We start from the raw sequence: 25161 nt of genomic DNA, 5'->3' as shown, positions 1-25161 counted from the left end.
ATATCAAACTAATTTATGAATGGCAATTTGAGTTTGTGAATGGTAATAAAAGATGCTTATTTCTTATTTTAAGCAAAAAAAAACTAACATTTGTTAGCAGTTTTTCTTCTTTATTAAAACTTAGTACCTTTAATTAAAACAAGTTTAAAATTTGTTTTTATAAGGCATTGTTAAAGTTACCCTGGTTCCTATAGCCATTTTATTTTCATATAAATCCTCGATAAAATAGCCTATGTTTTCCGAGTATTGGTTTTTAAATATTTTTAATCTTTTTTCTATTGCACTAAGTGCAAATGACTCATGATGATTACCTTGACGGCTTGCAATTTTATCAGCTTCTTTTCTACCAATACCATTATCGGTAATTATACACTGTAAAACATCAGTAGTAAGTTTAAAAGTAATTTCAATTTCTTTTGCTCCTTTTTTATGCATTAAACCATGTACCAAAGCATTTTCAATAAAAGGTTGTATTAGTAAAGATGGAACTTCTATTGAATCTTTTTCATTAAAATTTATCGTATAATTAAATGCATCGCCAAATCGTAGTTTTTCTAATTTTAAATACAATTTTAAAAAATCTAATTCCTTCTCGATTGATATAAAATCTTGATTCGAATAATTTAATGTATTTCGCACTAACTCAGCAAACATAGTAACATAATCATAGGAAGCATTTGTTTCTTCTTTTAATATTAAATCCTGTATTGAGTTTAATGCATTAAAAATAAAATGTGGGTTCATTTGTGATCTTAATGCCGTTAAATTAATAGATATTAACTCTTTTTCTAATGAAACCTTTTCTAATTGTACTTTCCGTTCTTCTTCTTCTTCTATTAATTTTCTTTTATAATAGAATACAGTACCTCCAAAAAGAAGAATTAAAATACTCAATATAAACCACCAAGTTTTCCAAAATGGTTTTTTTATAATAAATTCAATTGATTTCATTTTATTTACAAGAGGTTCCTTATCTAAAATAGGTTGCACTTGAAATATATATTTACCTGCTGGAAGACTGTTATATTTAACTGAATTTACTCCTTTATCTGTTAACAACCAATCATTATTAAAGCCTTTTAATCTGTAATAATATTTATTTTTATGATTGTATAAATAACCATTTACATTAAATCCTATTTTTATAGAATTCCGATTATAACTTAAAGTATAATTAGAGGTTATTAATGTATCTTTTTCATTAATTTTTACTTCATTAAAATATAATTTAGGAATTTCTTTTTTAAAAAAGTGATTTCTTTTTATAGAAAAAAGACCTTTATTAGATGAAAAATATACTTTATCATTAAGTATTTCAATACCTGAAATATCATAAGATACAATCCCGTCTCTTTTTGTTAATGTTTCTATTTTATTGGTAGTAACATCTAATAATTGTATACTATTTTCTAAAGTAATCCATAATTTATTTTGAACAGCTTTTATTTTTCCAACAGTATTTGATGTTAATCCATTTTTGCTTGAGTACTGTTGTATAACAGTATTGTTTTTAATTCCGAAAATACCATCATTAAAAGTAGCTACCCAAATTATACCATTTTTAGTTTGGGTTATTGAATTGGCAAAAATAGGCTTGTTTTTATACTGAATATCATTAGGATCCCATGTACTATCATAACGTATTAACCCTTTCATATAGGCTATATAAACCGATTTATCTATTGAGTTATAATAAGAAGCATAAGTTCTAGTTTTTTCTTTCTTTAATAAATAATTTACATCCGTACTAAATTCAGAATCACTTATTACATTTGCATTGTTATGTTTTGTAAAAAGTAAATCATTACCGGGTAATATTGTTATGCTTTTTCCTGTAGTAAATCTCTTAAAGTTTTTAACACTTTTATTAGCAGGATCATAAATATACCCAGATAAATCTTTACTGATGTAAACTTTGTTTTTTATGGGATGGTATTTTAATACAGAAACACGATCTTTTGTGGGTAAGTTTATAATTTTTTCTGAATCATTTAGAGTATTATAAAAACCTATACGCCCTTTAATATTACCAAAAACTAACGTACTATCATTTACAACATCTATACTACTAATATTTTTATTGTCTATTGAAATAGATGGTGTTTCTATATTAATATTTGGAATTATATATATACCATCATTAAGTGTCGTTAACCAATAATTATTATTTGCATCTTTTATTATTTTTGTAACGTTGTTATTTTTTAAAAGTCTCTTTTTTAATAGATAAGATTGTGAAATACGTTCATATATCCAAACGCCGGAACTTGTTGCAAACCAAATTTCATTGTCGTTTTCAAATTGATGGTAAATACGTTCTTTTTCTATAGCTCTAAAATCATTTACAACTTTTTTGGAACCTACTTTAAAATTTAACTTAATAATAGTATTTTTATTATGTCTTCGTTGCCTGAAAAATATATCAGTAGCTGTTTTAAATAAAATAGGATTATCGACAGCTACATTATTTCCATTTTTATCCTTAAAAGGAAGATTAATGGCTAATTTTGATTTCAATTGATTTTTTGAATTAATACTAAAAACAGCATCTATATTTGCAAAATAAATAGTGTCATCTAATTTAAAAGGAGCCCCAAGAATTTTTACATCTTTAGCATTATGAGTAAACTCTATTTTTTTTGTAAATAAGTTTACTTTATAAATTTTATAATGCGTAAAAACCCATAAATAGTCTTTTTTAATTATAAAATTAGCTAATTGTCCTTTTAAATTTTCACTTAAATCAATAAATAATTGTAGTTTATTATTTTCAATATAGAAAAATTGCCCAGAAATATTATTACACCAAACACGCCCTAAATAATCTTCTTGCCCATTAAAAACAGACAAGCCTCGTTGTTCTTTGTGTTTATAGTTTTTATACTTTATACCGTTATATCTAAACAAACCTTTATCGGCACACAACCAAATAAAACCTTTACTGTCTTCAATTATATCATAAAATTCTTTATCACGTAAACCATCTTTATCTGAGAAATGCACATAAACAGGCTCTTGTGCTTGAACATTAAAGTAAACACAACAAAAAAGGAATAATAAAATATATCTTTTAACCAAGGAGTATCTAATAACTTATAACTGAAAAACACTCTCAAAATGCTCTATTTTAGATCTTGAAAGTTTGGCTTTTACAGTTTCTTCTGCTAATGTAATATTTAAATTAGTTTTATTTAAAGATTCTATATAAATTATATTAATAAGCCAAGCTCTATGTGAACGAAAAAAAGTAGCTTCTTTTGGCAAAACCTCTTCGAAGTATTTTAAATTTTTACTTGTAGTAATTATCGATTTATTTTTTAAATAAATCTTACTATAACCACCATCTGCTTCAATAGCAATAATATCACTTAAGTTAACAATACGTCTATTCCCTATTTCTGGTATGATTATTTTTTTATATTCTTTTTCTTTTATTGTTGTTAATAAAACCTCATAATCTACTAACGTAGCTTTTTGCTTTAATTTATTTTCTAATTTCTGAATTGTTACGTTTAACTTTTCTCTATCTATAGGCTTTACTAAGTAATCTATAGCACTCAGTTCAAAAGCTTTTATTGCATATTGATCGTATGCTGTAACAAAAATAATTTCGAAATTTATATCATCAAAAAAACTAGAAATCTCATAACCTGCATAATTTGGCATTTGCACATCTAAAAAGACAACATCGGGCTGCAATTCTTTTATAGACTTAACACCTTCTTCTAAATCTTTACAAGTTGCAATAATATTTACATTAGCATGCGCTCTTGTTAACAAAGTAGTAAGTACATTTCTTGCACTTTGTTCATCATCTATAAGTATAGCCTTAATTGTATTCATAAGTATAAATATAAGCAAAAGACTATTGTTTTAGGTAAAAGACTTTGTGAATGGCAGATTAAGCTTGTAAAGCGATAAATTTCATTTAATCTTTTTTATTAGAAGTACTATACGTGTCTTTATTATCTTGCTTTTTAAAAAAAACAGTGCAAAAAAAGTATCTTTGTTTAAAATTTTATTCGACTCATTTTGCAAACCTTTTTTCAATATTTTTCGACTTCTATAAATGAAATAAAACTTCCGACAAAGTTTACTTTTCCGTTTTATTATGAACCGCATTCATTATGTAAGTTAGCTACAAAAGAAGTGCAGGATTATTTAAATGAACAAACGGATTTTGAGCATAATTTTGGATTAGATACTTCTAAAGAAGGCGCTATTACAGGAAAAATGTTCGGAGTTTTAGTCGTGCAAAATAAACAAAATGAAATTGGCTACATAACTGCTGTTTCTGGGAAGTTAGGCGAAAAAAACAACCATAAAAAGTTTGTACCGCCTGTTTACGATATGCTTGTTAAAGATTCATTTTTCTTAAAAGAAAAAGAAAATTTAAACAATATAAGTATGGAGTTAGATTGCTTGGAGAATACTACTGAATATTTAAAACTACTTACTCTTTACAAACAAGAAACAAACAAGGCTACTGCTGATGTTACAAAAAAAGAAGCTTTAAAAATAGCTAAAGCTGCTCGTAAACAAAAAAGAGAAAGAGCATTTACCGAGTTATCATCAGAAGCGTATGAAAACTTAAAAGGTGCTTTAAGTAAAGAAAGTTTAGATGCCAAACATTACCTAAATAATGTAACTCGTTTTTGGGAGCATACTTTAAAACCAATCAAAGAAGAATTATTGGTTTTCACCAATAAAATAGCTTTGTTAAAAGTAGCACGTAAAACTAAATCGGCTGCTTTACAAGTATACATTTCTGAACAATATCAATTTTTAAATTCGAAAAAAGAGGTTAAAAATTTAGGGGAATTATTTACGAACATTTCCGTACAAAATATTCCTGCCGGAACTGGCGAATGTGCTGCTCCTAAATTATTGCAATATGCTTTTTTACATAATTTAAAACCGATTGCCATGGCGGAGTTTTGGTGGGGGAAATCACCAAATAAAGAAATAAGAAAACACCAACAATTTTATCCGGCTTGCCAGGGAAAATGCAAACCTATTTTAACACATATGTTAGACGGTATTGAGATGGATACGAATCCGTTATTAATAAATCCTGCGGTTGGTAAAGAATTGGAAACTATTTTTGAGGATGATGACTTAATTGTAATTTATAAACCTAATGACTTTTTATCGGTTCCAGGAATTCATATTCAAGATTCGGTATTTACTCGCATAAAACAACAGGTAAAAGATATTTCTGGCTCAATTATTATTCATAGATTAGATATGGCTACTTCTGGTTTATTGGTGTTAGCTAAAAATAAAGAAGCTCATAAAAATATTCAAAGTCAGTTTATAAATAAAACTGTTAAAAAAAGATATACTGCTTTATTAGACGGAATTATTACTGATGAAAGAGGAACTATAAATTTACCTTTAAGAGTTGATTTAGATGATAGGCCACGGCAATTGGTTTGTTATGAACATGGTAAACTTGCTAAGACAACTTGGGAGGTACTTGAACGAAAAAACGGAAAAACAAAAGTACACTTCTACCCTATTTCTGGTAGAACACATCAATTACGAATGCATGCTTCTCATAATTTGGGTTTAAATACTCCTATTATTGGGGATGATTTATATGGTACGAAATCTAATAGGTTGTATTTACATGCTGATACTTTAGAATTTACACATCCTACGACGAAGCAAAAAATGAGTTTTCATAAAAAAGCAGGTTTTTAATTAGTTTTCTGAAAAATTAGCAAAATAACTTAGCCCCGATTGAAGCGTTTGTTTGAGCTCCTCGCAGAGAGCGAGTGCGGAAAGCGGGAAATAGCTTCAAAAAAAAATCTGCCTAAAAAGTAGCGATTTGTCAACCTAAATTCATTTTAGGTTCTCATAATGATTGATAATCAGTATGATGAGATTCTTAAATAAATTTAGAATGACGATTTCAAATACTTTTTAGACAGCCTTTTGTAATTATACTAATTTCTTAGCATTTTTTACTTTTTGCTTGGTAAGTGCAAGGTCAATTACCTCTTTCATTTCGGTTACGTAATGGAATGTTAAGCCTTTTAAGTAACTTTCTTTTATCTCTTCAATGTCTTTTTTATTCTCTGCACACAAAATAAGTTCTTTAATATTTGCACGTTTTGCTGCCAATATTTTTTCTTTAATTCCGCCTACTGGCAATACTTTTCCACGTAATGTAATTTCACCAGTCATGGCTAATTTATTTTTTACTTTACGTTGTGTAAATACCGATACCAACGAGGTTAACATGGTAATACCTGCACTTGGCTCGTCTTTTGGTGTTGCACCTTCTGGTACATGAATATGTACATCGTATTTTTCTAAAACTTGTGGATTAATGCCAAATTCTTCGGTATTTGCTTTGATGTATTTCATGGCAATTGTTGATGATTCTTTCATCACTTTACCTAAATTACCTGTAATAGAAAGGTTTCCTTTTCCTTTTGATATAATTGACTCTATAAATAGAATATCGCCACCAACGCTTGTCCAAGCTAAACCTGTAACTACACCAGCAACATCGTTATTTTCATATTTATCACGCTCTAAACGTGCTGGCTCTAAAATAGTTTCAATATCCTCGTTAGTTAAAGCAATGTTGTACTCCTCTTCCATTGCGATTGATTTTGCAGCAAAACGTACCACTTTGGCTACTTGCTTTTCTAAACCACGAACACCTGATTCACGCGTATAACCTGCTACAATTTTTTCTAATTGCTTTTTTGCAACCGTTAAATGTTCAGGAGTTAAGCCATGTTCTTTTAATTGCTTTGGAAATAAGTATTTTTTAGCTATTTCAACTTTTTCTTCAATCGTATATCCGGTAACGTTTATAATTTCCATACGATCACGTAACGCCCAAGGAATTTGACCTAAGTTGTTTGCCGTAGCTATAAATAATACTTTAGAAAGATCGTAACCAACCTCTAAATAATTATCATAAAACTCCGTATTTTGTTCAGGATCTAACACTTCTAACATTGCTGAAGAAGGATCTCCTTGATTACTTTGACTTAATTTATCAATTTCATCTAAAACAAATACAGGGTTTGAAGTTCCTGATTTTTTAATATTCTGAATTAAACGCCCTGGCATGGCTCCTATATAAGTTTTACGGTGCCCGCGAATTTCAGCTTCATCACGTAAACCACCTAACGACATACGCACGTATTTACGCCCTAATGCTTCTGCAACCGATTTACCTAATGATGTTTTACCAACACCTGGAGGTCCGTATAAACAAAGAATTGGAGATTTCATATCGCCACGTAATTTTAAAACTGCTAAATGTTCTATAATACGTTCTTTAACTTTTTCTAATCCGAAATGATCTCTGTCTAATATTTTCTGAGCTCTTTTTAAATCAAATTTATCCTCAGAAAACTCATTCCAAGGTAATTCTAACATCAGCTCTAAATAATTACGTTGCACACCATATTCAGCCATTTGAGGATTCATTCGCTTTAAACGACTTAATTCTTTCTCAAAAGTTTCGGCAACCTCTTTATTCCATTTTTTAGTTTTAGCTTTGATTCTCATCTCATCTAATTCCTGATCATGAGAAACACCACCTAATTCATCTTGAATGGTTTTTAATTGCTGATGTAAATAATATTCGCGTTGTTGCTGATCTAAATCAGAACGTGTTTTAGATTGAATATCGTTACGTAATTGTAGTTTTTGAAGCTCTTTATCTAAGTTTTTTAAGGTTAAAAGAGCGCGTTCTTTTAAGTTGTCTTTTTCGAGTAAAACTTGTTTTTTAGCAACACTTAACTCCATATTTGATGAAATAAAATTCACCAAAAACGAATTTGATTTAATATTTTTAATTGCAAAAGATGCTTCAGAAGGTAACATTGGATTTTCTTTAATAACCTCTAATGCTAGTTCTTTAATAGACTCTATAATTGCATTAAACTCTTTTTCGTCATCAACCTCTTTATCATCTAATGCTTCATGAACCTTTGCTTTTAAATATGGTTCTTCTTGTGTAATTTCGTCAATTTCGAAACGCTTTTTTCCTTGAATAATAACAGTTGTGTTACCATCAGGCATTTTTAAAACACGTAAAATTTGCGCTACAACTCCTGTTTTATGAATATCATTTAACCCAGGATCTTCTACATTACCGTCTTTCTGAGCTACAACTCCAATTACTTTATCACCTTTGTTTGCATCTTTTATTAACTGAATAGATTTATCTCTACCAGCAGTAATAGGAATTACAACACCAGGAAATAATACGGTGTTTCTTAACGGTAAAATTGGTAACGTTTCAGGAACTTTTTCTTTATTAATTATTTCTTCATCTTCTGGCGTTAATAAAGGAATCAATTCTGAATCTTCATTAAAAACGTCTTGAAGCGACAAATTGTCTAAATGCATTATTTTTGATTTACTCATAATCTTATATATGTGTCATAGTGACATTTTAACGGTTGTTTAAAACACTATAAAACTCACTTTTTTCTTTTTAAATATTTAATAAACAGCAACTTAGTACTACTTACATTATTTTACTTGTTTTTATAAGTCAATTGTTATGCCAAGTAAAAAACGTATTACTTTGTAACTAATTATTACATAAGTCGTCTTATTTACATATTTTTACCAAAAGCCACCGAAAATGAAAACTAAACTACTTTTTCTTGCTGTTTTATTACTTTTAATAAGTTGTACTACAAGTAAAAATTCTAATGATTTTATAAAAAAAGCTACAGGACGTTATTTTTTTAATGCTGATGAAATTATAGCCGTTAAATTTAATGAAGAAAAACTACTTTTAACGTGGCGTAATCAAAATTTAGAACCTTTAAAAATTAATGATAGTACTTTTTATGTTAGAGAGTTAAACGAAAAATTAATTTTTAATACTTCTGAAAACAAGATTCAACTCGCTAAAAAAAGAGAGCATAAAGATGAAGTTTTTGTTTTTAATAAATTAAAGGAAGGTGAAAAAACTCCTAGCGAATATCTTTTAAATAACAATTTTACTGCCGCTTTAAAGGGCTATAAATTGATTAAAGAAAAAGATAGCTTAAGCCCTGTAATTAGAGAAAGTTCTTTAAATAGTTTGGGATATCAATATTTAAAAGATGAACAACATAAAAAAGCTATCGAAATTTTTAAAATCAATATAGAATTATATCCAAAAAGTTCTAACACTTACGATAGTACTGGCGATGCCTACTTAAAAACAAAAGATACTGTAAACGCCATAATTTACTACAAAAAAGCATTGGCTATTAACTCTGAAAACAGAAGTGCTAAAAGAACTTTATCTAAGCTGACTAAAGAACAATAAAATTAATGGAACATTTAAAATATCCGATAGGAAAACCTATTATTCCTACAGAAATTTCATCAGAAAAAATTAATGAATGGATTGCTGTTTTAGAAGAGTTTCCTGCTAAATTAGAACTTCTTGTTAAGAATTTATCCGAAGAACAATTAAATACACCGTATAGAGATGGTGGTTGGTCTGTAAAGCAAGTGGTACATCATTGTGCAGATAGTCATCACAACTCATATACGCGGTTTAAATGGGCTTTAACTGAAGATAAACCAGTAATTAAAGCTTATTATGAAGATCGTTGGGCTGAATTATTTGATTCTAAGTCTGCTCTTATAATTTTATCTTTAAACGCTTTAAAAGCTTTGCATGCTAAATGGGTATATCTTTTAAAAGGTTTAACTAATGATGATTTAAATAAGTGTTTTATTCATCCTGACGGTAACGAAAAGGTTGGTTTAAAAGAAAATATAGGCATTTATGCATGGCATTGTAACCATCATTATGAACATATAAATCAGTTATTAATCAAAAAAAAGTGGTTATAAAACAAATTGTGTATTTTTACACAAAATAATAAAGTGCTATTTATTATTTAAGTTCAGATAAATATTGAAAATATGATACGAAACTACAGGAATGAAATGTGGAAAGAAATAGTATTTGATAATAAAATCTCTGAAAAAGAAAAATTTAAAATATCCAATTACGGTAGAATCATCAACTGTAAAAAGGAAGAAGAAACTTTGGTAAATGAATATTTTATAAACGGTTACCAAAACTTACCCTTAAAACAACGAGTAAACGGAAAAAATACCAGTAGGTATGTTCATAAACTCGTAGCTGAAAGTTTTTTAGATCGTAAAGAAGATGAGTTATATGTAATTCATTTAAATTATGATAAAAAAGATAATAAAGTAGAAAACCTTAAGTGGGCTACAAAAAGAGAAAAGGAAGTACATCAATACACCAACCCCGAATACGTTAATAAGGTGCATAAGTATAAACCTAAAACAACAAAACTTACAGAAACCAAGGTTATATTGCTAAAACGGAAATTAAACGACCCAAATAGACGAACTCGTTTAAAAATGATTGCGAAACAGTTTGGTGTTTCAGAAATGCAATTACATAGAATTAAAACTGGTGAAAATTGGGGATACGTTACTGAAGATTAACTTATAATAAAATTAAGATAGCAATAGCTATAAAAACTACAATTTGCGCCCATTTTAGGAACACTCCTATTTGGGCGTTCTTTTTTATTGATGTTGATATTGTTCCTGCCAAAATAGCAATTGTAGAAAATATTACAAAAGAAGTAAGTATAAATAAGCCGCCTAAAACATAAAACTGAATTACCGTAGAAATCGTTTTTGAAAACAAAAACTGAGGGAAAAATGCCAAAAAGAAAATAGTAACTTTCGGGTTTAAAACATTCATCCAAAAACCCTTTTTAAACAATTCGAAAGTAGATTTCTTAACTACATTATCTGTTGAAAACGCAATTTTAGCATCACTTTTATAAACTTGGTATGCAATATACAGCAAATACAAGGCTCCGAATAATTTGATAATAAAAAATAAATTCGGATTTTGCTTTATAACTTCCGAAACGCCAAAAGCAACCAAAGTAGTATGAATAATACAACCCGTCATTAAACCAATAACCGTTGCTAAACCATATTTTTTGCCGTGCACAATACTTTGTGTTAACACAAAAATATTGTCTGGCTACTAGTGAAAAAGCTAAAGTTGCAGTAGCTAAAACAAACGAAATAAGAGTTTCAATCATTAATTAAATAAATATAAAAACTACTGAAATTAATTCAGTAAAAAGTTAATTTAAGATTGATCTAAAATAGCTTTATTGATTCGCTTTACCAAACTCGATCCTTCATAGATAAACCCAGTATAGATTTGTACTAAATCTGCACCAGCATTTATTTTATCTAAAGCATCTTTTTCAGAATGAATACCTCCTACTCCGATTATAGGAAATGATTTGTTAGATTTATCTGCTAGGTATTTAATTACTTTTGTACTTCTTTCTTTAACCGGTTGTCCGCTAACACCACCATTACCAATTTCTGATAATCGTTCTTTAGAAACTTTTAAATTATCTCTATTTACAGATGTGTTTGAGGCAATAACTCCATCTATTTTAGTTTTAGCAACCAATTCAATTATTTCATCTAATTGTTGGTTATTTAAATCTGGAGCTATTTTTAAAAGAATAGGTCTCGACTTCGCTCGACCTGACACTGAAAGCTCCTTATTTAATTTCTGAACCTCAGTAATTAACTCATATAAGTATTCAACATCATCTAGTTTTGCATGGCTCCCAACATTAGGGCAACTTACATTCAACACAAAATAATCTACATACGGATGCAGTCCTTTAAAACACTCTAAGTAATCTGACGTATAGTTTTCTGGAGCTGTATCGGTATTTTTACCGATGTTACCTCCAATGATAATTTTACCTTTATTCTTTTTTAATTGTTCAATTGCAATAGCTAATCCTTCATTATTAAATCCCATTCGGTTGATGATTCCTTGATCATCTTTTAAACGAAATAGTCTTTTCTTCGGATTTCCTGCTTGCCCTTTTGGTGTTACGGTTCCTATTTCTACAAAACCAAATCCGAAGTTTGCTAATTCATTATATAAAACCGCATTTTTATCAAATCCAGCAGCTAAACCAACAGGGTTTTTAAAAGTTAACCCGAATAAATTACGCTCTAGTTTTTTATCATTTACCTGATATAAACCTCTGAATATTGAAGCTACAAAAGGAATTTTTGTCATGAATTTCACTAATGAAAAAGTAAAATAGTGAATCTTTTCTGGATCAAAAAGAAAGAAAATCGGTCTTATAATTAGTTTATACATCTGTTTGTTTTTTTGTCATGCTGAATTTATTTCAGCATCTCATAATTAACTTATATTGATGTGATTCTGAAACAAGTTCAGAATGACGTAAAATTTCATAAAAAAAGCCCCAATAAAAATTGGAGCTTTTGAATTATCTTAAAACAGCATCTAAATTCTTTTCGAATGTTTGCTGTAATTTTTGCATTATTTTATCAATCTGTTTATCTGCCAATGTTTTGTTTTCATCTTGAATTACAAAACTTACTGCATATGATTTTTTACCTTCTGGTAATTTATCACCTTCATAAACATCAAACAACTCTACTTCTTTTAATAATTTCTTTTCTGATTGAAAAGCAAGATTGTAAATTTCTTTAAACTCAATTTTATCATCTAATAACAACGCTAAATCACGCTTTACTGATGGAAACTTTGCTAAATCTGATACTTTAATTTTCTTATTACCTGCTAAGCTTAAAATGTTTTCCCAATTAAAGTCGGCAAATAAAACTTCTTGTTTAATAGAAAATTCTTTTAAAACAGCCCTTTTTATAACTCCGAATTCAACTAGTTTAGTTTTTCCTAAACTTAATACTACACCTTCAGAAAACACATCTGTTTTAATAGGTGAAGTTTTTAAATTATCAAGTCCTAATCTATTTAATAAGTTCGTTACAATTCCTTTTAAATAAAAGAAATCAGAAGCTTGAGTAGTCGTTTTCCAACTATCTTTCGTTCTATTTCCTGTAACAAACAACGTTAAGTGCTTGTCTTCCTGATATCCGCTTTCGTATTTATGATATGTTTTACCAAACTCATAAAGTTTTAAAGCGTTATTTTTTCTGTTGATATTATAAGAAACAGATTCTAAACCGCTAAACAATAATGATTGTCTCATTACTTTTAAGTCGTTACTTAACGGGTTTAACATCTCTACATTATGTGCTTCATTTAAACTTTCAGACAACGCTACATAAGATGCTTTTGTTAACGAGTTAGCCATTGTTTCGTTAAATCCTAATGAAGTTAACTGATCTGCAACAATGTTTTCTATCTTAACTTCTTTATCGCTATCAAAAGAAATTGAAGTATTTAATTTGTGAGAAAACTCAATATTATTGTATCCGTAAACTCTTAAAATTTCTTCAATAATATCAGCTTCACGCTGTACATCTACTCGGTAAGAAGGTATTGTTAAACCTAAACCTCCTTCGGTTACACTGTTTATTTTAATTTCTAAAGAAGCTAAAATATTTTTAATAGTTTCTTTAGGAATTTCTTGACCTATTAATTTATACGTGTTTTCGAAAGATAAAAACACTTCGAAATCTTCTATTTTCTCTGGATAAAAATCTAAAACATCCGAAGACATTTTTCCACCTGCGTATTCTTCAATTAATAAAGCAGCACGTTTTAAAGCGTATTTTGTTGAATTGATATCGATTCCTCTTTCAAAACGGAAAGAAGCATCGGTATTTAATGCGTGACGTTTTGCTGTTTTACGAACAGAAACCGGATTAAAGTAAGCACTTTCTAAGAAAATTGCAGTAGTATGTTCTGTAACTCCAGATTTTAATCCGCCGAAAACTCCACCTAAACATAATGGATTATCATCTGCATCACAAATCATAATATCATCTGCATCTAATGTTCTTTCAACTTCATCTAACGTTTTAAACTTCGTTCCTGCGGCTAATGTTTTAACAACAACTTTATTTCCTCTAATTTTATTAGCATCAAAAGCATGTAAAGGTTGCCCAAGTTCATGTAAAACATAATTTGTAATATCTACAATATTGTTTTTAGGTACAATACCAATAGCTTTTAATCTATTCTGAATCCATTCTGGAGATTCTTTTACTTCAATATCGGTAATTGTAATTCCGCAATAACGAGGCACTAAATTTTTATCTTCAATTTCAATATCAATCTTGTGTGTACGTTCGTCTACACGAAAATCTGATACTGAAGGAGATATAAGCTCTAAATTTGTTCCTTGATGCATTAAACCTGCGCGTAAATCACGAGCAACACCAAAGTGGCTCATTGCATCTGCACGGTTTGGCGTTAAGCCTATTTCGAAAACATAATCTGTTTCGATATTAAAAACATCGGCACCAAAAGTTCCTGGAGCAATAGCATCATCTAAAACCATAATACCTTCATGACTTTTACCTAAACCTAACTCGTCTTCGGCACAAATCATTCCGTGGCTTTCTTCACCTCTTATCTTCCCTTTTTTAATTTTAAATCCTTCTCCTTTTTCATCATATAAAGTAGTACCTACAGTAGCAACAGGTACTTTTTGACCAGCAGCTACATTTGGCGCTCCACATACTATTTGAACCGGATTACCATCACCTAAATCTACCGTAGTAATTTTTAGTTTATCAGCGTTTGGGTGTTTTACACATGTTTTTACTTCACCAACAACGATACCATTTAAGCTACCTTTGACGCTCTCTACCTTATCTATTCCTTCTACCTCTAGACCTAAATCTGTTAATAGTTCTCCTGTTTTTTCAGCTTCCCAGTCGGTTTGTAAAAATTGTCTTAACCAATTGTATGATATCTTCATAATCAATCTCTAATTTGAGCCTGCAAATTTACAGAAAATAAAGGAAAAAACGATAATCATTTCCAAGAGTATTCATTAAATTGATTTTTAATTGTTTGTTATTTAACATAACCATCATTTTGAAATAATTAGAACTTGATAAGGTTACTACTTATATAAAAAATCAACCTCTTCTATTATAATCACGCAAAAGTTTTATCAAAAAAAAAGGACAATCATTTAGAGATTATCCTTTTACTTAAAATAAAAAATATTAAATTTCAATTGTTTTTTTTGATTCCTTAGTGCTAAATACATACGTAAATAGCCACATTAGTGTAAAAGTTGGTATTACATCTAAACCAGGCATTGCTTCTTCAATAAAAGCAACTCCAGCAGCAATTTTTCCTTTATTACCTTTATACATGCGAGTCATTATATAAGCTGATGCTGGCGCCCAAACTACATCTATTAACTCACCCACGCCAGGTATTACATACGACACAAATCCTATTGCATCAAATAATAAACTAAGTGCTAATTTTTTATATTTATTTTCTTTATCCATTTATTTAAAATTAATTCTGTTAATTACAAATCAAAATTCAAGCCAAATTATTTTATATTTAACTCTGTAAATTAATATGTTTGCTCTAAAATACTAAAAACGAATGACTTTTTCTGATTTTACAAATCAACTTGAAGAAATACAACACAAACCTTTAGGCGGATTAATTTCTCAATTTAAATTGGCTCCTAAATTAAGAACTCAATTTTCACAGGAATTAATTGACAGTAAAAACCCAAAAAAAGCTGCAGTTTTAGCATTATTTTATCCTGATAAAAACAATAAAACTTGTCTATTATTAACACAAAGAGCAAGTTACAAAGGAAGTCATTCAGCCCAAGTTAGTTTCCCTGGAGGAAAAATAGATCAAAAAGACAATAATCTTAAAGAAACTGCGTTAAGAGAAACATTAGAAGAAGTTGGAGTTATACCTGAAGATATTAAAATAATTCGTCAACTTTCAGATTCTTATATTCCGCCAAGTAACTTTTTAGTAGCTCCGTTTATAGGAGTCATCAATAAAAAACCTGTTTTTAAACCTAATTATGAAGTTGCCAATATTATAGAAGTGTTTATTAGTGATTTGTTAAACGACAATAATTTAACTTCTACAGAAATGGAAACATCTTACATGAAAAACATTAAGGTACCTTGCTTTAAACTAAATGGTTATATAGTTTGGGGAGCAACAGCTATGATGCTTTCAGAAATTAAAGATTTATTTAAGTAGTCATGTTTTCTATTTCTTTTGTAATTTAGCTCTTATCACTAAAAATATAATTACAAATGCCTTTATTTAAAAGGAACCCATTCGGTCATATTTTATTCATAAAACGCTTCCTTATTCAAGTATTGGGAGTTATATCACACGGTCGTTATCGTAAATTCAATAATTTACAAATTGAAGGCATGGATATACTTCGTAATTTACCTGAAAAAAATGTCTTATTCATTTCTAACCATCAAACTTATTTTGCGGATGTCGCTTCGATGTTCCATGTATTTAACGCTGCTTTAAAAGGTCGTGATGATAATATTAGAAATGTAGGTTATCTATGGAACCCAAAATTGAACCTTTATTATATTGCAGCTGGCGAAACTATGCGAGCTGGTTTATTACCTAAAATATTTGCCTATGTAGGCTCTGTTTCTGTAGAAAGAACCTGGAGAAGTAAAGGAAAAGAAGTAAAAAGACAAGTAAAAATGTCTGATATTTCTAACATCCGTAAGGCATTAGATGATGGTTGGGTAATTACTTTTCCGCAAGGAACTACCACGCCATTTAAACCTATTCGTCGAGGTACTGCTCATATTATAAAAACATATAACCCTGTTGTAGTACCTATTGTTATTGATGGTTTTAGACGTTCCTTTGATAAAAAAGGATTGCTTATAAAAAAACGAAATGTTTTACAATCAATGGTTATTAAAGAACCTTTAGATATTGATTATGAGAATGAGGATGTAGCTAGTATTGTTGAAAAAATAGAATATGCTATCGAACAGCACCCATCATTTCTAAAAGTTTTAACTCCAAAACAATTAAAAGAAGAACAAGAATATCGTGAACAGCGACGTTTTTGGGGATCAGATTCTAAAAAAGAAGAAGAGGAATAATAAAACAACATTACATATATTATGACTAAAAATAACTCAATTTTAAACGAGAAGTCAATAGATTTCTTAGCTAAATATTTAAATAACGCTGCTCCTACCGGATACGAATGGGAAGGGCAAAAAATTTGGATGGATTACCTAAAACCTTATGTTGATGAGTTTATTACTGATACATACGGTTCGGCTGTTGGAGTAATTAATCCTGATGCTAAATATAAAGTTGTAATTGAAGGACATGCTGATGAAATTTCGTGGTATGTAAACTATATTTCGGACAACGGATTAATTTATGTGATTCGTAACGGAGGTTCTGATCATCAAATCGCACCAAGTAAAATTGTAAATATTCATACTAAAAACGGCATCGTAAAAGGTGTTTTTGGATGGCCTGCAATTCATACACGTAATAAAGGAAAAGAAGAAGCACCAAAGCCTGATAATATTTTTATTGATACTGGTTGTGCAACCAAAGAAGAAGTAGAGAAATTAGGAGTACATGTTGGTTGTGTAATTACGTACCCAGATGAATTTCATATTTTAAACGATGATAAATTTGTGTGTCGTGCTTTAGACAACAGAATGGGAGGGTTTATGATTGCCGAAGTTGCGCGTTTGTTAAAAGAAAATAAAAAGGAATTACCTTTCGGATTGTACATTACAAACTCTGTACAAGAAGAAATTGGTTTACGTGGTGCCGAAATGATTGCACAAACTATAAAACCGAATGTAGCCATTGTTACCGATGTAACACATGACACAACTACTCCGATGATTGAAATGAAAAAGGAAGGTCATTTAGAGCTAGGTAAAGGTCCAGTAATTGCATACGCACCCGCTGTACAACAAAAATTACGTGATTTAATTATTGATGCTGCTGAGGCTAATAATATTCCTTTTCAACGTTCTGCGTTATCAAGAGCTACTGGTACAGATACTGATGCTTTTGCTTACAGCAATGGTGGTGTTGCCGCTGCATTAATTTCTTTACCTTTACGTTACATGCACACTACTGTAGAAATGGTGCATCGTGAAGATGTTGAAAACGTTATTAAAATGATTTATGAAAGTTTATTAAAAATTGAAAACGGAGAAGATTTTTCATATTTTAAATAAACCTACATATTATAAGCACAAAAAAGCTCGATAACATTACTGTTATCGAGCTTTTTACTTTAGTAGTAATTTACTAAAATTTTACTTCTTTTTGTTTTTGTTTGGTTTCTTTTCCAACCGATAACATATTCGCAAATAATTTATAAGCACCGGAAACACCTGCTGGCAATTCTCTAAAGAAACTTAAGCCAGTATATATATAATTTCCTTTTCCATGTTTAGCAATTAACAAACTACCTTCTTTAGTTGTTTCTCCTTTATCATTCATAGCTAAAATTGGCGTATATTCTTTACTCCATTGATTCGGAAAATACAACCCACGTTCTTGAACCCAACCTTTAAAATCAGCTTCAGTAACTTTATTCGGATAATTTAATATCGAATGATTTTTAGCCAACAAAGTAACCTTCGCATTTTCATCAGTAACCCTATCTCTCGATAATTTTAACTCAAACGGTGCTTTTACATCTACTCTTCTATTGGTATTGTATTGCACAATCATGTTTCCACCATTTTTTACAAATTCTAACAAATATTTTTGTTTAAATTGTAATTCTTGCAAAGTATTATAAGCTCTAATTCCTACTACAACAGCATCAAAATCTTGTAAATTTTTATCGTTGATATCTTTCGGGTCAATTTCTATAACAGTATATCCTATTTGACGTAAACTTTCTGGAATTGCATCACCTGATCCTTGAATATAAGCAACCTTTTCGCCTCTTTTCTTAATATTTAAACGAACTAATTTTGCTTGTGATGGCAATAATATCGATTGTTTCGGAATATGATCGTAGTTAATTTCTACCAATTCTTTATCGTACGTTTTATCATTAATCGTTGCAATTACTTTTAAAACTCCTTCTGATTGATTTTTAGGCGGAGTTACCTTAAAATCAACCACTTGTTTATCTCCTTTCTGTTCGATGATAAAACTTGCTTGTTTAGGAGATACTTCCCATCCGTTTGGAACTTGTAAAGCAACTGACCCACTTACATTTTTAGCGCCTGAACGAACCTCTAAAGATACTTTTTGAGCAACATCTTCAGAAAAAATAATAATTTTACTTTTTAATTTTGTAGTTACTTTTGGTAATACTTCAAAAGGCTCATAAATTTCTCCTTTATCTCTTTTAGAATATCTGTAAACAACCGGAATTACGAATTCAATTGATTTTCCTTCAATAATCATATTATAAGCAATATGAACAGGTCGTGAACTTTCTGGGTTTCCAATTAATTTCTTATCATCAACAGTGTACATCCCTAAATCCCAAGGTTTTGTTAACCAATATGGAGATGAATAACCAACGTTTTTAATTGTAATATTTTCTTTAAAATTTTGTTTCGAATTTGGCAATAAATCTAATTCTTTTAAAATCGTTTTTTCACTAGGTAATATTTTAATAGATGCTAATTCAATTGATTGATTACTTCTATTTAATACTTCAAAATCAACGTTAAATGTACTATTAGGTGTTGCACTCGATTTATTTGCTGATGCTTCTAAATACAAACCTGCACACGACTTTATAATTAATTTAAGCTCTTTTGATTTTATATTTTTCCAATGTTCATCTTTTAAATTCTGAACCAACTCATAAGCTTTCATTAATTCAGGTAAATGCTTCGACGGATTTACAAAATCGAAATTCTTTTCAACCTCGTATAAAATGTCGCCAATTTCGCCACCACCTTCTACTCTATTCCAGGTAGTATTAATTCCTGAGAAAATGTCTTTTTTATCCTTCGGGAAATCTCCTTTTAAAAACTCAACCCATTCTGTTTGACTTCCACGAGTTGTTAAACGACCAAAACCTTGGCATAAATGCTGGCTACTCGCCATAGAAGCTAATTCATTGTTCGATAATCCTTTTAACGGATAATATGCGCCAACATCAAAACTTAGCATCTTACTTTTATCTGCTTTTTTAAATTTTTCTCTACTTCCGTAAAACCACCAAGAAGTATTAAAAAACAAGCGTTGTGGCTGCCATATACTTGTATTTTCTAGTTGATTTGAATATTTAGTTTTATCGTTTGCTAAATCGAAAGCTTCCATACTTAACATTGCTGATGAAGTATGATGACCGTGTGTAGTACCTGGAGTTCTATGATTAAATCGATTGATAATTACATCAGGTTTAAATGTACGAATAGCCCAAACGACATCTGATAATACTTTATCTTTATTCCAAATTTTTAAAGTTTCATCTGGATGCTTAGAATAACCGAAATCGTTTGCTCTCGAAAAACGTTGCTCTCCTCCGTCTACTCTACGAGCAGCTAATAATTCTTGTGTACGAATTACACCTAATAATTCTCTCATTTCTGAGCCAATTAAATTCTGACCACCATCACCACGAGTTAACGATAAATAACCTGTTCTTGCTTTTTCATGATTCGATAAATAGGCTATTAAACGTGTGTTTTCATCATCAGGATGCGCAGCAATGTATAATGCAGAACCCAAAAAGTTTAATTTTTGAATTTTCTCATAAATCTGATTAGAACTTAATTTTTGAGGTTTTTGTGCAATTATTGATACAGATATCAATAAAAAAGAAAGGCTAAAAAGCGTTTTTTTGTACATCTTTTATTGTTTGGTTGATAAGAAATTTGGTGAACCTGAATTTATTTCAGATTCCTAACTTAATTATAAAACACTATGAAATTCTGAGATAAATTCGGAATAACCTATAATATTATAACAAACAAATGTACTTTTTTTAGTTAGAACTTTTATTAAATTAACAAAACACTAACATATATTTTTACTCTATAAAAAACAAAAAACTCGCGATTAACTTAATGAAAAATCCATTTGAAAATTATAAGAAACACGCACTTCTTTTCCTTCTTGTTTCCCAGGGGTAAACTTAGGAAGTAAAGATATAATTCGGATTGCTTCTTTTTTTAAGATATCGCTATTTAAGCTTTTAGATGACACTTCGATATTTTCAATATTTCCGTTTACATTTATTACAAAACTAACAAATACAAGAGCTTCTAATTTGTTAATTAATGCTTTTTTAGGATAAATTAAATTACTTTTAATATGATCAATCATCTTTTCATTAAAAGAATTTTCATTCCTTTTTGATAAAGGAAATAAAGGTGTTTTTTCAACTTTTTGAAAGGAGATTATACTTTTCGTTTTACTTATAGATGAAATTATATTCGCTATTTTATCTTTACTTTTAAACGACTTTTTAAGGTTTCGTCTTCGCTTAAAAGCTCTTTCATTTAAACGATTTTTAGTAATATTTTTTTCTGCTTTCGAATTTTCAATTTCACACTTTTTTATAGCGATTTCATTTAAATCTTCGAAATTAGATGCTTCATCGCTAACACATACTGATTGTGCAAAATTTTGTTGATATATGCAGATAATTAAAATTAGAGTTATTCTTTTCATGCTATTTTTTAAACCTTTTTAGTAGAAATACTATACCTTAAGACAACAAAAAAATAAAAAGTCACATAAAAATTTTAATCTAAAAAATAATCGTCTTTAAAGCCAATTAAATACAATTTATCTTGTGCTCTGGTAATTGCAGTATATAACCATCGTAAATACTCAACACTTGGCTCGTCGGGTAAATATGGTTGCTCAATAAAAACGGTATTCCATTGTCCTCCTTGTGATTTATGACAAGTCATTGCATACGAGAATTTTACTTGAAGTGCATTAAAATACTTATTCTTTTTTACCCCCATAAACTGTTTATACTTCGATTTTTCATCTGCAAAATCTTCTTTTACAGCTTCGTATAACTTATTAGATTCTTCGTAGGTTAAAGACGGACTTTCACTAGAAAGTGTGTCTAACAACAATACTGTTTCAAAGGGATTCATATCAGGATAATCAATCATACGAACTTCTACTTCAGCAAATTTAAATCCGTATAATTCTTTAATAGTATTAATTCGCATTACTTCACAAATATCTCCGTTCGCTATAAAACCTGCAGAAGAAGAATCTTTTAACCAGAAATAATTATTCTTAACAACCATTACATAATCTCCAGTAGAAATTTCGTTTTCTTGACCGCGAATTTTTGTTCTGATTTGATCATTATACTGGTTTGCTCTTTTGTTTGATCGCACTATAAATGCGGTATCCTCTACGCCAATATCTCCATCATACGCCATTGTAATAGCATCTTGAATGTCGTAACTATCTTCTAATCGAATAATATCAGGATAATTTACATCAAATTGAAAGTCTATAATATTATTTTGTATCAATAAACGTAAATCGGTTGCATTTGCTAAGATTCCAGAATTTTGCTGTTGCCTTACTACTTCATCCAATTCAATTTCAATAACATCTTTATTAAAATCAAAAGAAAGTCTATCAGCTTCTAAAGCGGGACTTATCGTTAATTTAACAGGCGGTAATTGCGCAGTATCTCCTATAAAAACAATTTTACAATTTTTACCAGAGTACACATACGAAATTAAATCATCTAATAAAGAACCGTTTTCAAACAGTTTTGAGTTTTGCCGAGAATCGGATATCATTGAAGCTTCATCAATAATAAATATCGTATTTATGTGCTTATTTGGCTGCATTACAAAGCTTACGCCCCCATTCCCTTCTTTTTTCGGAAAATAAATTTTCTTATGTATTGTAAAGGCTTGCTTTTTAGAATAGCCAGAAATTACTTTAGCTGCACGACCTGTTGGCGCTAATAAAACGGCTTTTTTACCTGCTTTCCATAAATTATTAACAACAGTACTTATAATGGTTGTTTTACCAGTACCGGCATATCCTTTTAATAAAAATAAGGCATCTGTATTTTTTCCAAATATAAAATCCGTTAACTTATCTAATAACTCATTTTGCTTTTGAGTAGGTTGATATGGAAATTTTTGAAGTATTTCTTTATAAAAATTAGGGGCAGATTCTATCATATTTTAAATAATGGCCAAAGATATATCTATTTATACAGAAATATTTTTATGATTGAAAAAAAATTGTAGATTTGCGTATATCATATTATTAAAACAAAAAAAATGAATTTATTATTAATGATTTTAGCAGCCGTTGTCGTTGCAATTCTTTTAGCTGTAGTTATAGTTAAATTTGTACCACTGAAAATGAGATGGTTAGTTTCTATATTACTCTTAGCAGCCACCGCTTATTTAGGATATCTTATTTACGGAGGTATTATGGAACCTATTCATTTTGCTAAAGAAAAAGAAGTACGATACGCTAAGGTTATTAAGAATTTAAAGTTAATTCGTGATGCTGAAGTTAAGTACAAAGAGGTTTACAGAACGTATACCGACAGTAAAGACTCTTTAATAAACTTTATTGAGAAAGGGCAATTGGCTTTAATTGAAACTAGCAATATTGAAGAAGAAGTAGATAGAGGTGGTGGAATTATGATTACTATTTCTAAAAAGAAAATTGATACGATTGGTTATGAACCGGTATCAAAATATTTTGAAGGAAAAGATTATAAAGGAATGTTTAACGTTCCTGGAACCGACAAGCAATTTGAAATAGCAACTGGTACTGTTGAAAAAGTTACAGGTTTATTTGTACCTGTTTTTGAAGTAAAAGCTGACAAATCTTCTGTTTTAAAAGGAATGAGTACTTCTTTAGTAAAACAAGAATTAGAAGCTTTAGAAACCGATCAAATTAAAGGAGCTTATGTTTCTGTTGGTTCTTTAGCAGAAGTTACTACTGGTGGTAACTGGCCTCCTTCTTACGATAAAGGTGAAGCGGTTGTTAAAGAAGACTAAAAAAAGTAGCGCAATTGCGCAAAATAAAAATCTATCCATCCAATTTAGTTTGGATGGATTTTCTTTTTGTATCGCTAATTCTGATACCAAAGAAATACTCTTATTTACCGAATACACGTTTAAAAATCCCTTAGCTTCTCCTGAAGTTTTATTAGATAAAATTATTACCATTTTTGCTACTGATAAAGATTTACAACAAGATTTTATAACCGTTTTTGCAATTCATCAAAACAACTTAGCTACGCTTGTTCCTAACGAATATTTTGATAGAAGTAACTTAGAAGCCTATTTAAAATACACTGTTAAAACTCTATCTACAGATTTTATAACTTATGACTCTTTAGAAGCCATAGCAGCAAATACAGTATACATACCATATGTAAACATCAATAATTATTTGTTTCAAAATTTTGGAGAATTTGAATACAAACATCATTCAACTATTTTAATAGATAAATTATTAAATTTTTCTAAAGAAGATTCTGAAAAGCAATTTTTCGTACAAGTATCTTATAATCAAATAGATATTGTTGTTTGTCAAAAAAATAACTTAATTTTATACAATTCATTTTCATTTTCTACAAAAGAAGATTTTATTTATTATATTTTATTTGTTGCTGAACAATTACAGATGGATCCGAATGAGTTTCAATTAACACTTATTGGGGCTATCGAAAAAACGTCTGAACTTTATGATATTGCCTATAATTATGTACGTAATATTCATTTTTTTAAACCTATTTCAAACTTCTTTACAGAAAGTGAAGAATTTTCAAATCATTCTAATTTTATCTTAGCAAATTAATGAGAATTATATCAGGAAAATATAAAAGCAGACGACTTTCTGCTCCGAAAAAATTACCAGTTCGTCCTACGACCGACATGGCCAAAGAATCGTTATTTAATATTTTAAACAACGATTATTATTTTGATAGTATTGCTGTATTAGATCTTTTTGCAGGTACTGGTAATATCAGTTATGAATTTGCATCTCGCGGAACCTTAACAATACATGCTGTTGATGCACATTTTGGATGTGTAAAATTCATAAATGACACTGCTAAAGAATTAGATTTTGATATTAACACCTACAAAAGTGATGTATATAAATTCTTAGAAAAAACAACTATAAAGTCGGATGTTATTTTTGCAGATCCTCCGTATGATTTTGAAGAAGAACAGTTTTTAAAAATTGCTGATCTTGTTTTTGAGCGTCAACTTTTAAATGAAGAAGGTACTTTAATAATAGAGCACTCTAAACACACCGATTTAACAAAACATCCAAACCATAGTTACGATAAACGTTATGGAGGTAATGTTTTTAGTTTTTTCGAAATAGAAACAACTACAGAAGAATAATCATAAAAAAAGGAAGCTATT

20 protein-coding genes are annotated in these 25161 nt (G+C 29.4%); 10 read left to right on the top strand and 10 right to left on the bottom strand.

The features are described from left to right. Positions 1-144: 144 nt before the first annotated feature. Positions 145-3003: a sensor histidine kinase gene (locus PG912_RS06690; protein ID WP_275688967.1), complete on the bottom strand. Its 2859-nt coding sequence runs from the start codon at positions 3001-3003 to the stop codon at positions 145-147. 90 nt (positions 3004-3093) lie between these two features. Then, a complete protein-coding gene (locus PG912_RS06685; RefSeq protein ID WP_275688966.1) occupies positions 3094-3843 on the bottom strand; it encodes a LytR/AlgR family response regulator transcription factor in 750 nt (249 codons plus the stop codon). A gap of 306 nt (positions 3844-4149) precedes the next feature. On the opposite strand from PG912_RS06685, the gene PG912_RS06680 reads away from it, so the two are divergent. Next, the gene (locus tag PG912_RS06680) at positions 4150-5706 is read left to right on the top strand and encodes an RluA family pseudouridine synthase (RefSeq protein WP_333780696.1); all 1557 of its coding nucleotides are present in this window, start codon (positions 4150-4152) and stop codon (positions 5704-5706) included. A gap of 240 nt (positions 5707-5946) precedes the next feature. Here PG912_RS06680 and lon read toward each other — a convergent pair whose 3' ends face one another. After that, on the bottom strand, positions 5947-8403 hold the full coding sequence (lon, locus tag PG912_RS06675; RefSeq protein WP_275688964.1) for an endopeptidase La: 2457 nt from the start codon (positions 8401-8403) through the stop codon (positions 5947-5949). Between the two features lie 223 nt (positions 8404-8626). Here lon and PG912_RS06670 point away from each other — a divergent pair, with 223 nt between their 5' ends. From PG912_RS06670 to PG912_RS06660, 3 genes are all read left to right on the top strand, one after another. Continuing rightward, the gene (locus tag PG912_RS06670) at positions 8627-9304 is read left to right on the top strand and encodes a tetratricopeptide repeat protein (RefSeq protein WP_275688963.1); all 678 of its coding nucleotides are present in this window, start codon (positions 8627-8629) and stop codon (positions 9302-9304) included. Positions 9305-9309: 5 nt separating this feature from the next. After that, entirely contained in the window at positions 9310-9840 is a 531-nt protein-coding gene (locus PG912_RS06665) for a YfiT family bacillithiol transferase (RefSeq protein WP_275688962.1), read from the top strand. A gap of 72 nt (positions 9841-9912) precedes the next feature. Continuing rightward, on the top strand, positions 9913-10470 hold the full coding sequence (locus tag PG912_RS06660; protein ID WP_275688961.1) for an HNH endonuclease: 558 nt from the start codon (positions 9913-9915) through the stop codon (positions 10468-10470). 1 nt (position 10471) lies between these two features. On the opposite strand, the gene PG912_RS06655 is transcribed toward PG912_RS06660, so the two are convergent. The 4 genes from PG912_RS06655 to PG912_RS06640 form a co-directional block, all read right to left on the bottom strand. After that, the gene (locus PG912_RS06655; protein ID WP_333780695.1) at positions 10472-10993 is read right to left on the bottom strand and encodes a LysE family translocator; all 522 of its coding nucleotides are present in this window, start codon (positions 10991-10993) and stop codon (positions 10472-10474) included. 144 nt (positions 10994-11137) lie between these two features. After that, the gene (locus PG912_RS06650; protein ID WP_275688960.1) at positions 11138-12187 is read right to left on the bottom strand and encodes a quinone-dependent dihydroorotate dehydrogenase; all 1050 of its coding nucleotides are present in this window, start codon (positions 12185-12187) and stop codon (positions 11138-11140) included. Between the two features lie 133 nt (positions 12188-12320). Next, entirely contained in the window at positions 12321-14747 is a 2427-nt protein-coding gene (pheT, locus tag PG912_RS06645) for a phenylalanine--tRNA ligase subunit beta (RefSeq protein ID WP_275688959.1), read from the bottom strand. Positions 14748-15000: 253 nt separating this feature from the next. Next, positions 15001-15294, bottom strand: coding sequence for a hypothetical protein (locus tag PG912_RS06640; RefSeq protein ID WP_260585916.1), 294 nt, complete (start codon positions 15292-15294; stop codon positions 15001-15003). 103 nt (positions 15295-15397) lie between these two features. Here PG912_RS06640 and PG912_RS06635 point away from each other — a divergent pair, with 103 nt between their 5' ends. The 3 genes from PG912_RS06635 to PG912_RS06625 are packed head-to-tail and all read left to right on the top strand — an operon-like array spanning position 15398 to position 18024. Further along, the gene (locus PG912_RS06635) at positions 15398-16024 is read left to right on the top strand and encodes an NUDIX hydrolase (RefSeq protein ID WP_260585915.1); all 627 of its coding nucleotides are present in this window, start codon (positions 15398-15400) and stop codon (positions 16022-16024) included. A gap of 56 nt (positions 16025-16080) precedes the next feature. Continuing rightward, positions 16081-16911 carry a lysophospholipid acyltransferase family protein gene (locus PG912_RS06630; protein WP_275688958.1) on the top strand — a complete coding sequence of 277 codons (831 nt, stop codon included), beginning with the start codon at positions 16081-16083 and terminating at the stop codon, positions 16909-16911. A 21-nt stretch (positions 16912-16932) separates the two neighbouring features. Further along, positions 16933-18024: a M42 family metallopeptidase gene (locus PG912_RS06625; protein ID WP_275688957.1), complete on the top strand. Its 1092-nt coding sequence runs from the start codon at positions 16933-16935 to the stop codon at positions 18022-18024. A gap of 73 nt (positions 18025-18097) precedes the next feature. Here PG912_RS06625 and PG912_RS06620 read toward each other — a convergent pair whose 3' ends face one another. From PG912_RS06620 to PG912_RS06610, 3 genes are all read right to left on the bottom strand, one after another. Then, entirely contained in the window at positions 18098-20617 is a 2520-nt protein-coding gene (locus tag PG912_RS06620; RefSeq protein ID WP_275688956.1) for a PIG-L family deacetylase, read from the bottom strand. 210 nt (positions 20618-20827) lie between these two features. Next, a complete protein-coding gene (locus PG912_RS06615) occupies positions 20828-21442 on the bottom strand; it encodes an energy transducer TonB (RefSeq protein ID WP_275688955.1) in 615 nt (204 codons plus the stop codon). Between the two features lie 74 nt (positions 21443-21516). Continuing rightward, the gene (locus tag PG912_RS06610; RefSeq protein ID WP_275688954.1) at positions 21517-22944 is read right to left on the bottom strand and encodes an ATP-dependent DNA helicase; all 1428 of its coding nucleotides are present in this window, start codon (positions 22942-22944) and stop codon (positions 21517-21519) included. 102 nt (positions 22945-23046) lie between these two features. Here PG912_RS06610 and PG912_RS06605 point away from each other — a divergent pair, with 102 nt between their 5' ends. Genes PG912_RS06605 through PG912_RS06595 form a run of 3 tightly spaced genes read left to right on the top strand, consistent with a single transcriptional unit; the run spans position 23047 to position 25140 of the window. Then, positions 23047-23781: a hypothetical protein gene (locus tag PG912_RS06605; protein WP_260585909.1), complete on the top strand. Its 735-nt coding sequence runs from the start codon at positions 23047-23049 to the stop codon at positions 23779-23781. Beyond that, positions 23756-24586, top strand: a complete 831-nt coding sequence (locus PG912_RS06600) for a DUF3822 family protein (protein ID WP_275688953.1) — start codon at positions 23756-23758, stop codon at positions 24584-24586. Before PG912_RS06605 ends, PG912_RS06600 begins: the two co-directional genes overlap by 26 nt. Continuing rightward, positions 24586-25140, top strand: a complete 555-nt coding sequence (locus PG912_RS06595) for an RsmD family RNA methyltransferase (protein ID WP_260585907.1) — start codon at positions 24586-24588, stop codon at positions 25138-25140. The genes PG912_RS06600 and PG912_RS06595 overlap by 1 nt, the downstream gene beginning before the upstream one ends. The last annotated feature ends 21 nt before the right edge of the window (positions 25141-25161 follow it).

It is taken from the genome of Tenacibaculum retecalamus (assembly GCF_027941755.1).
In the GTDB taxonomy this organism is placed as follows: domain Bacteria; phylum Bacteroidota; class Bacteroidia; order Flavobacteriales; family Flavobacteriaceae; genus Polaribacter; species Polaribacter haliotis_B.
Note: the sequence above shows the minus strand (reverse complement) of the source record. Positions and strands in the feature narration are given on the sequence as shown.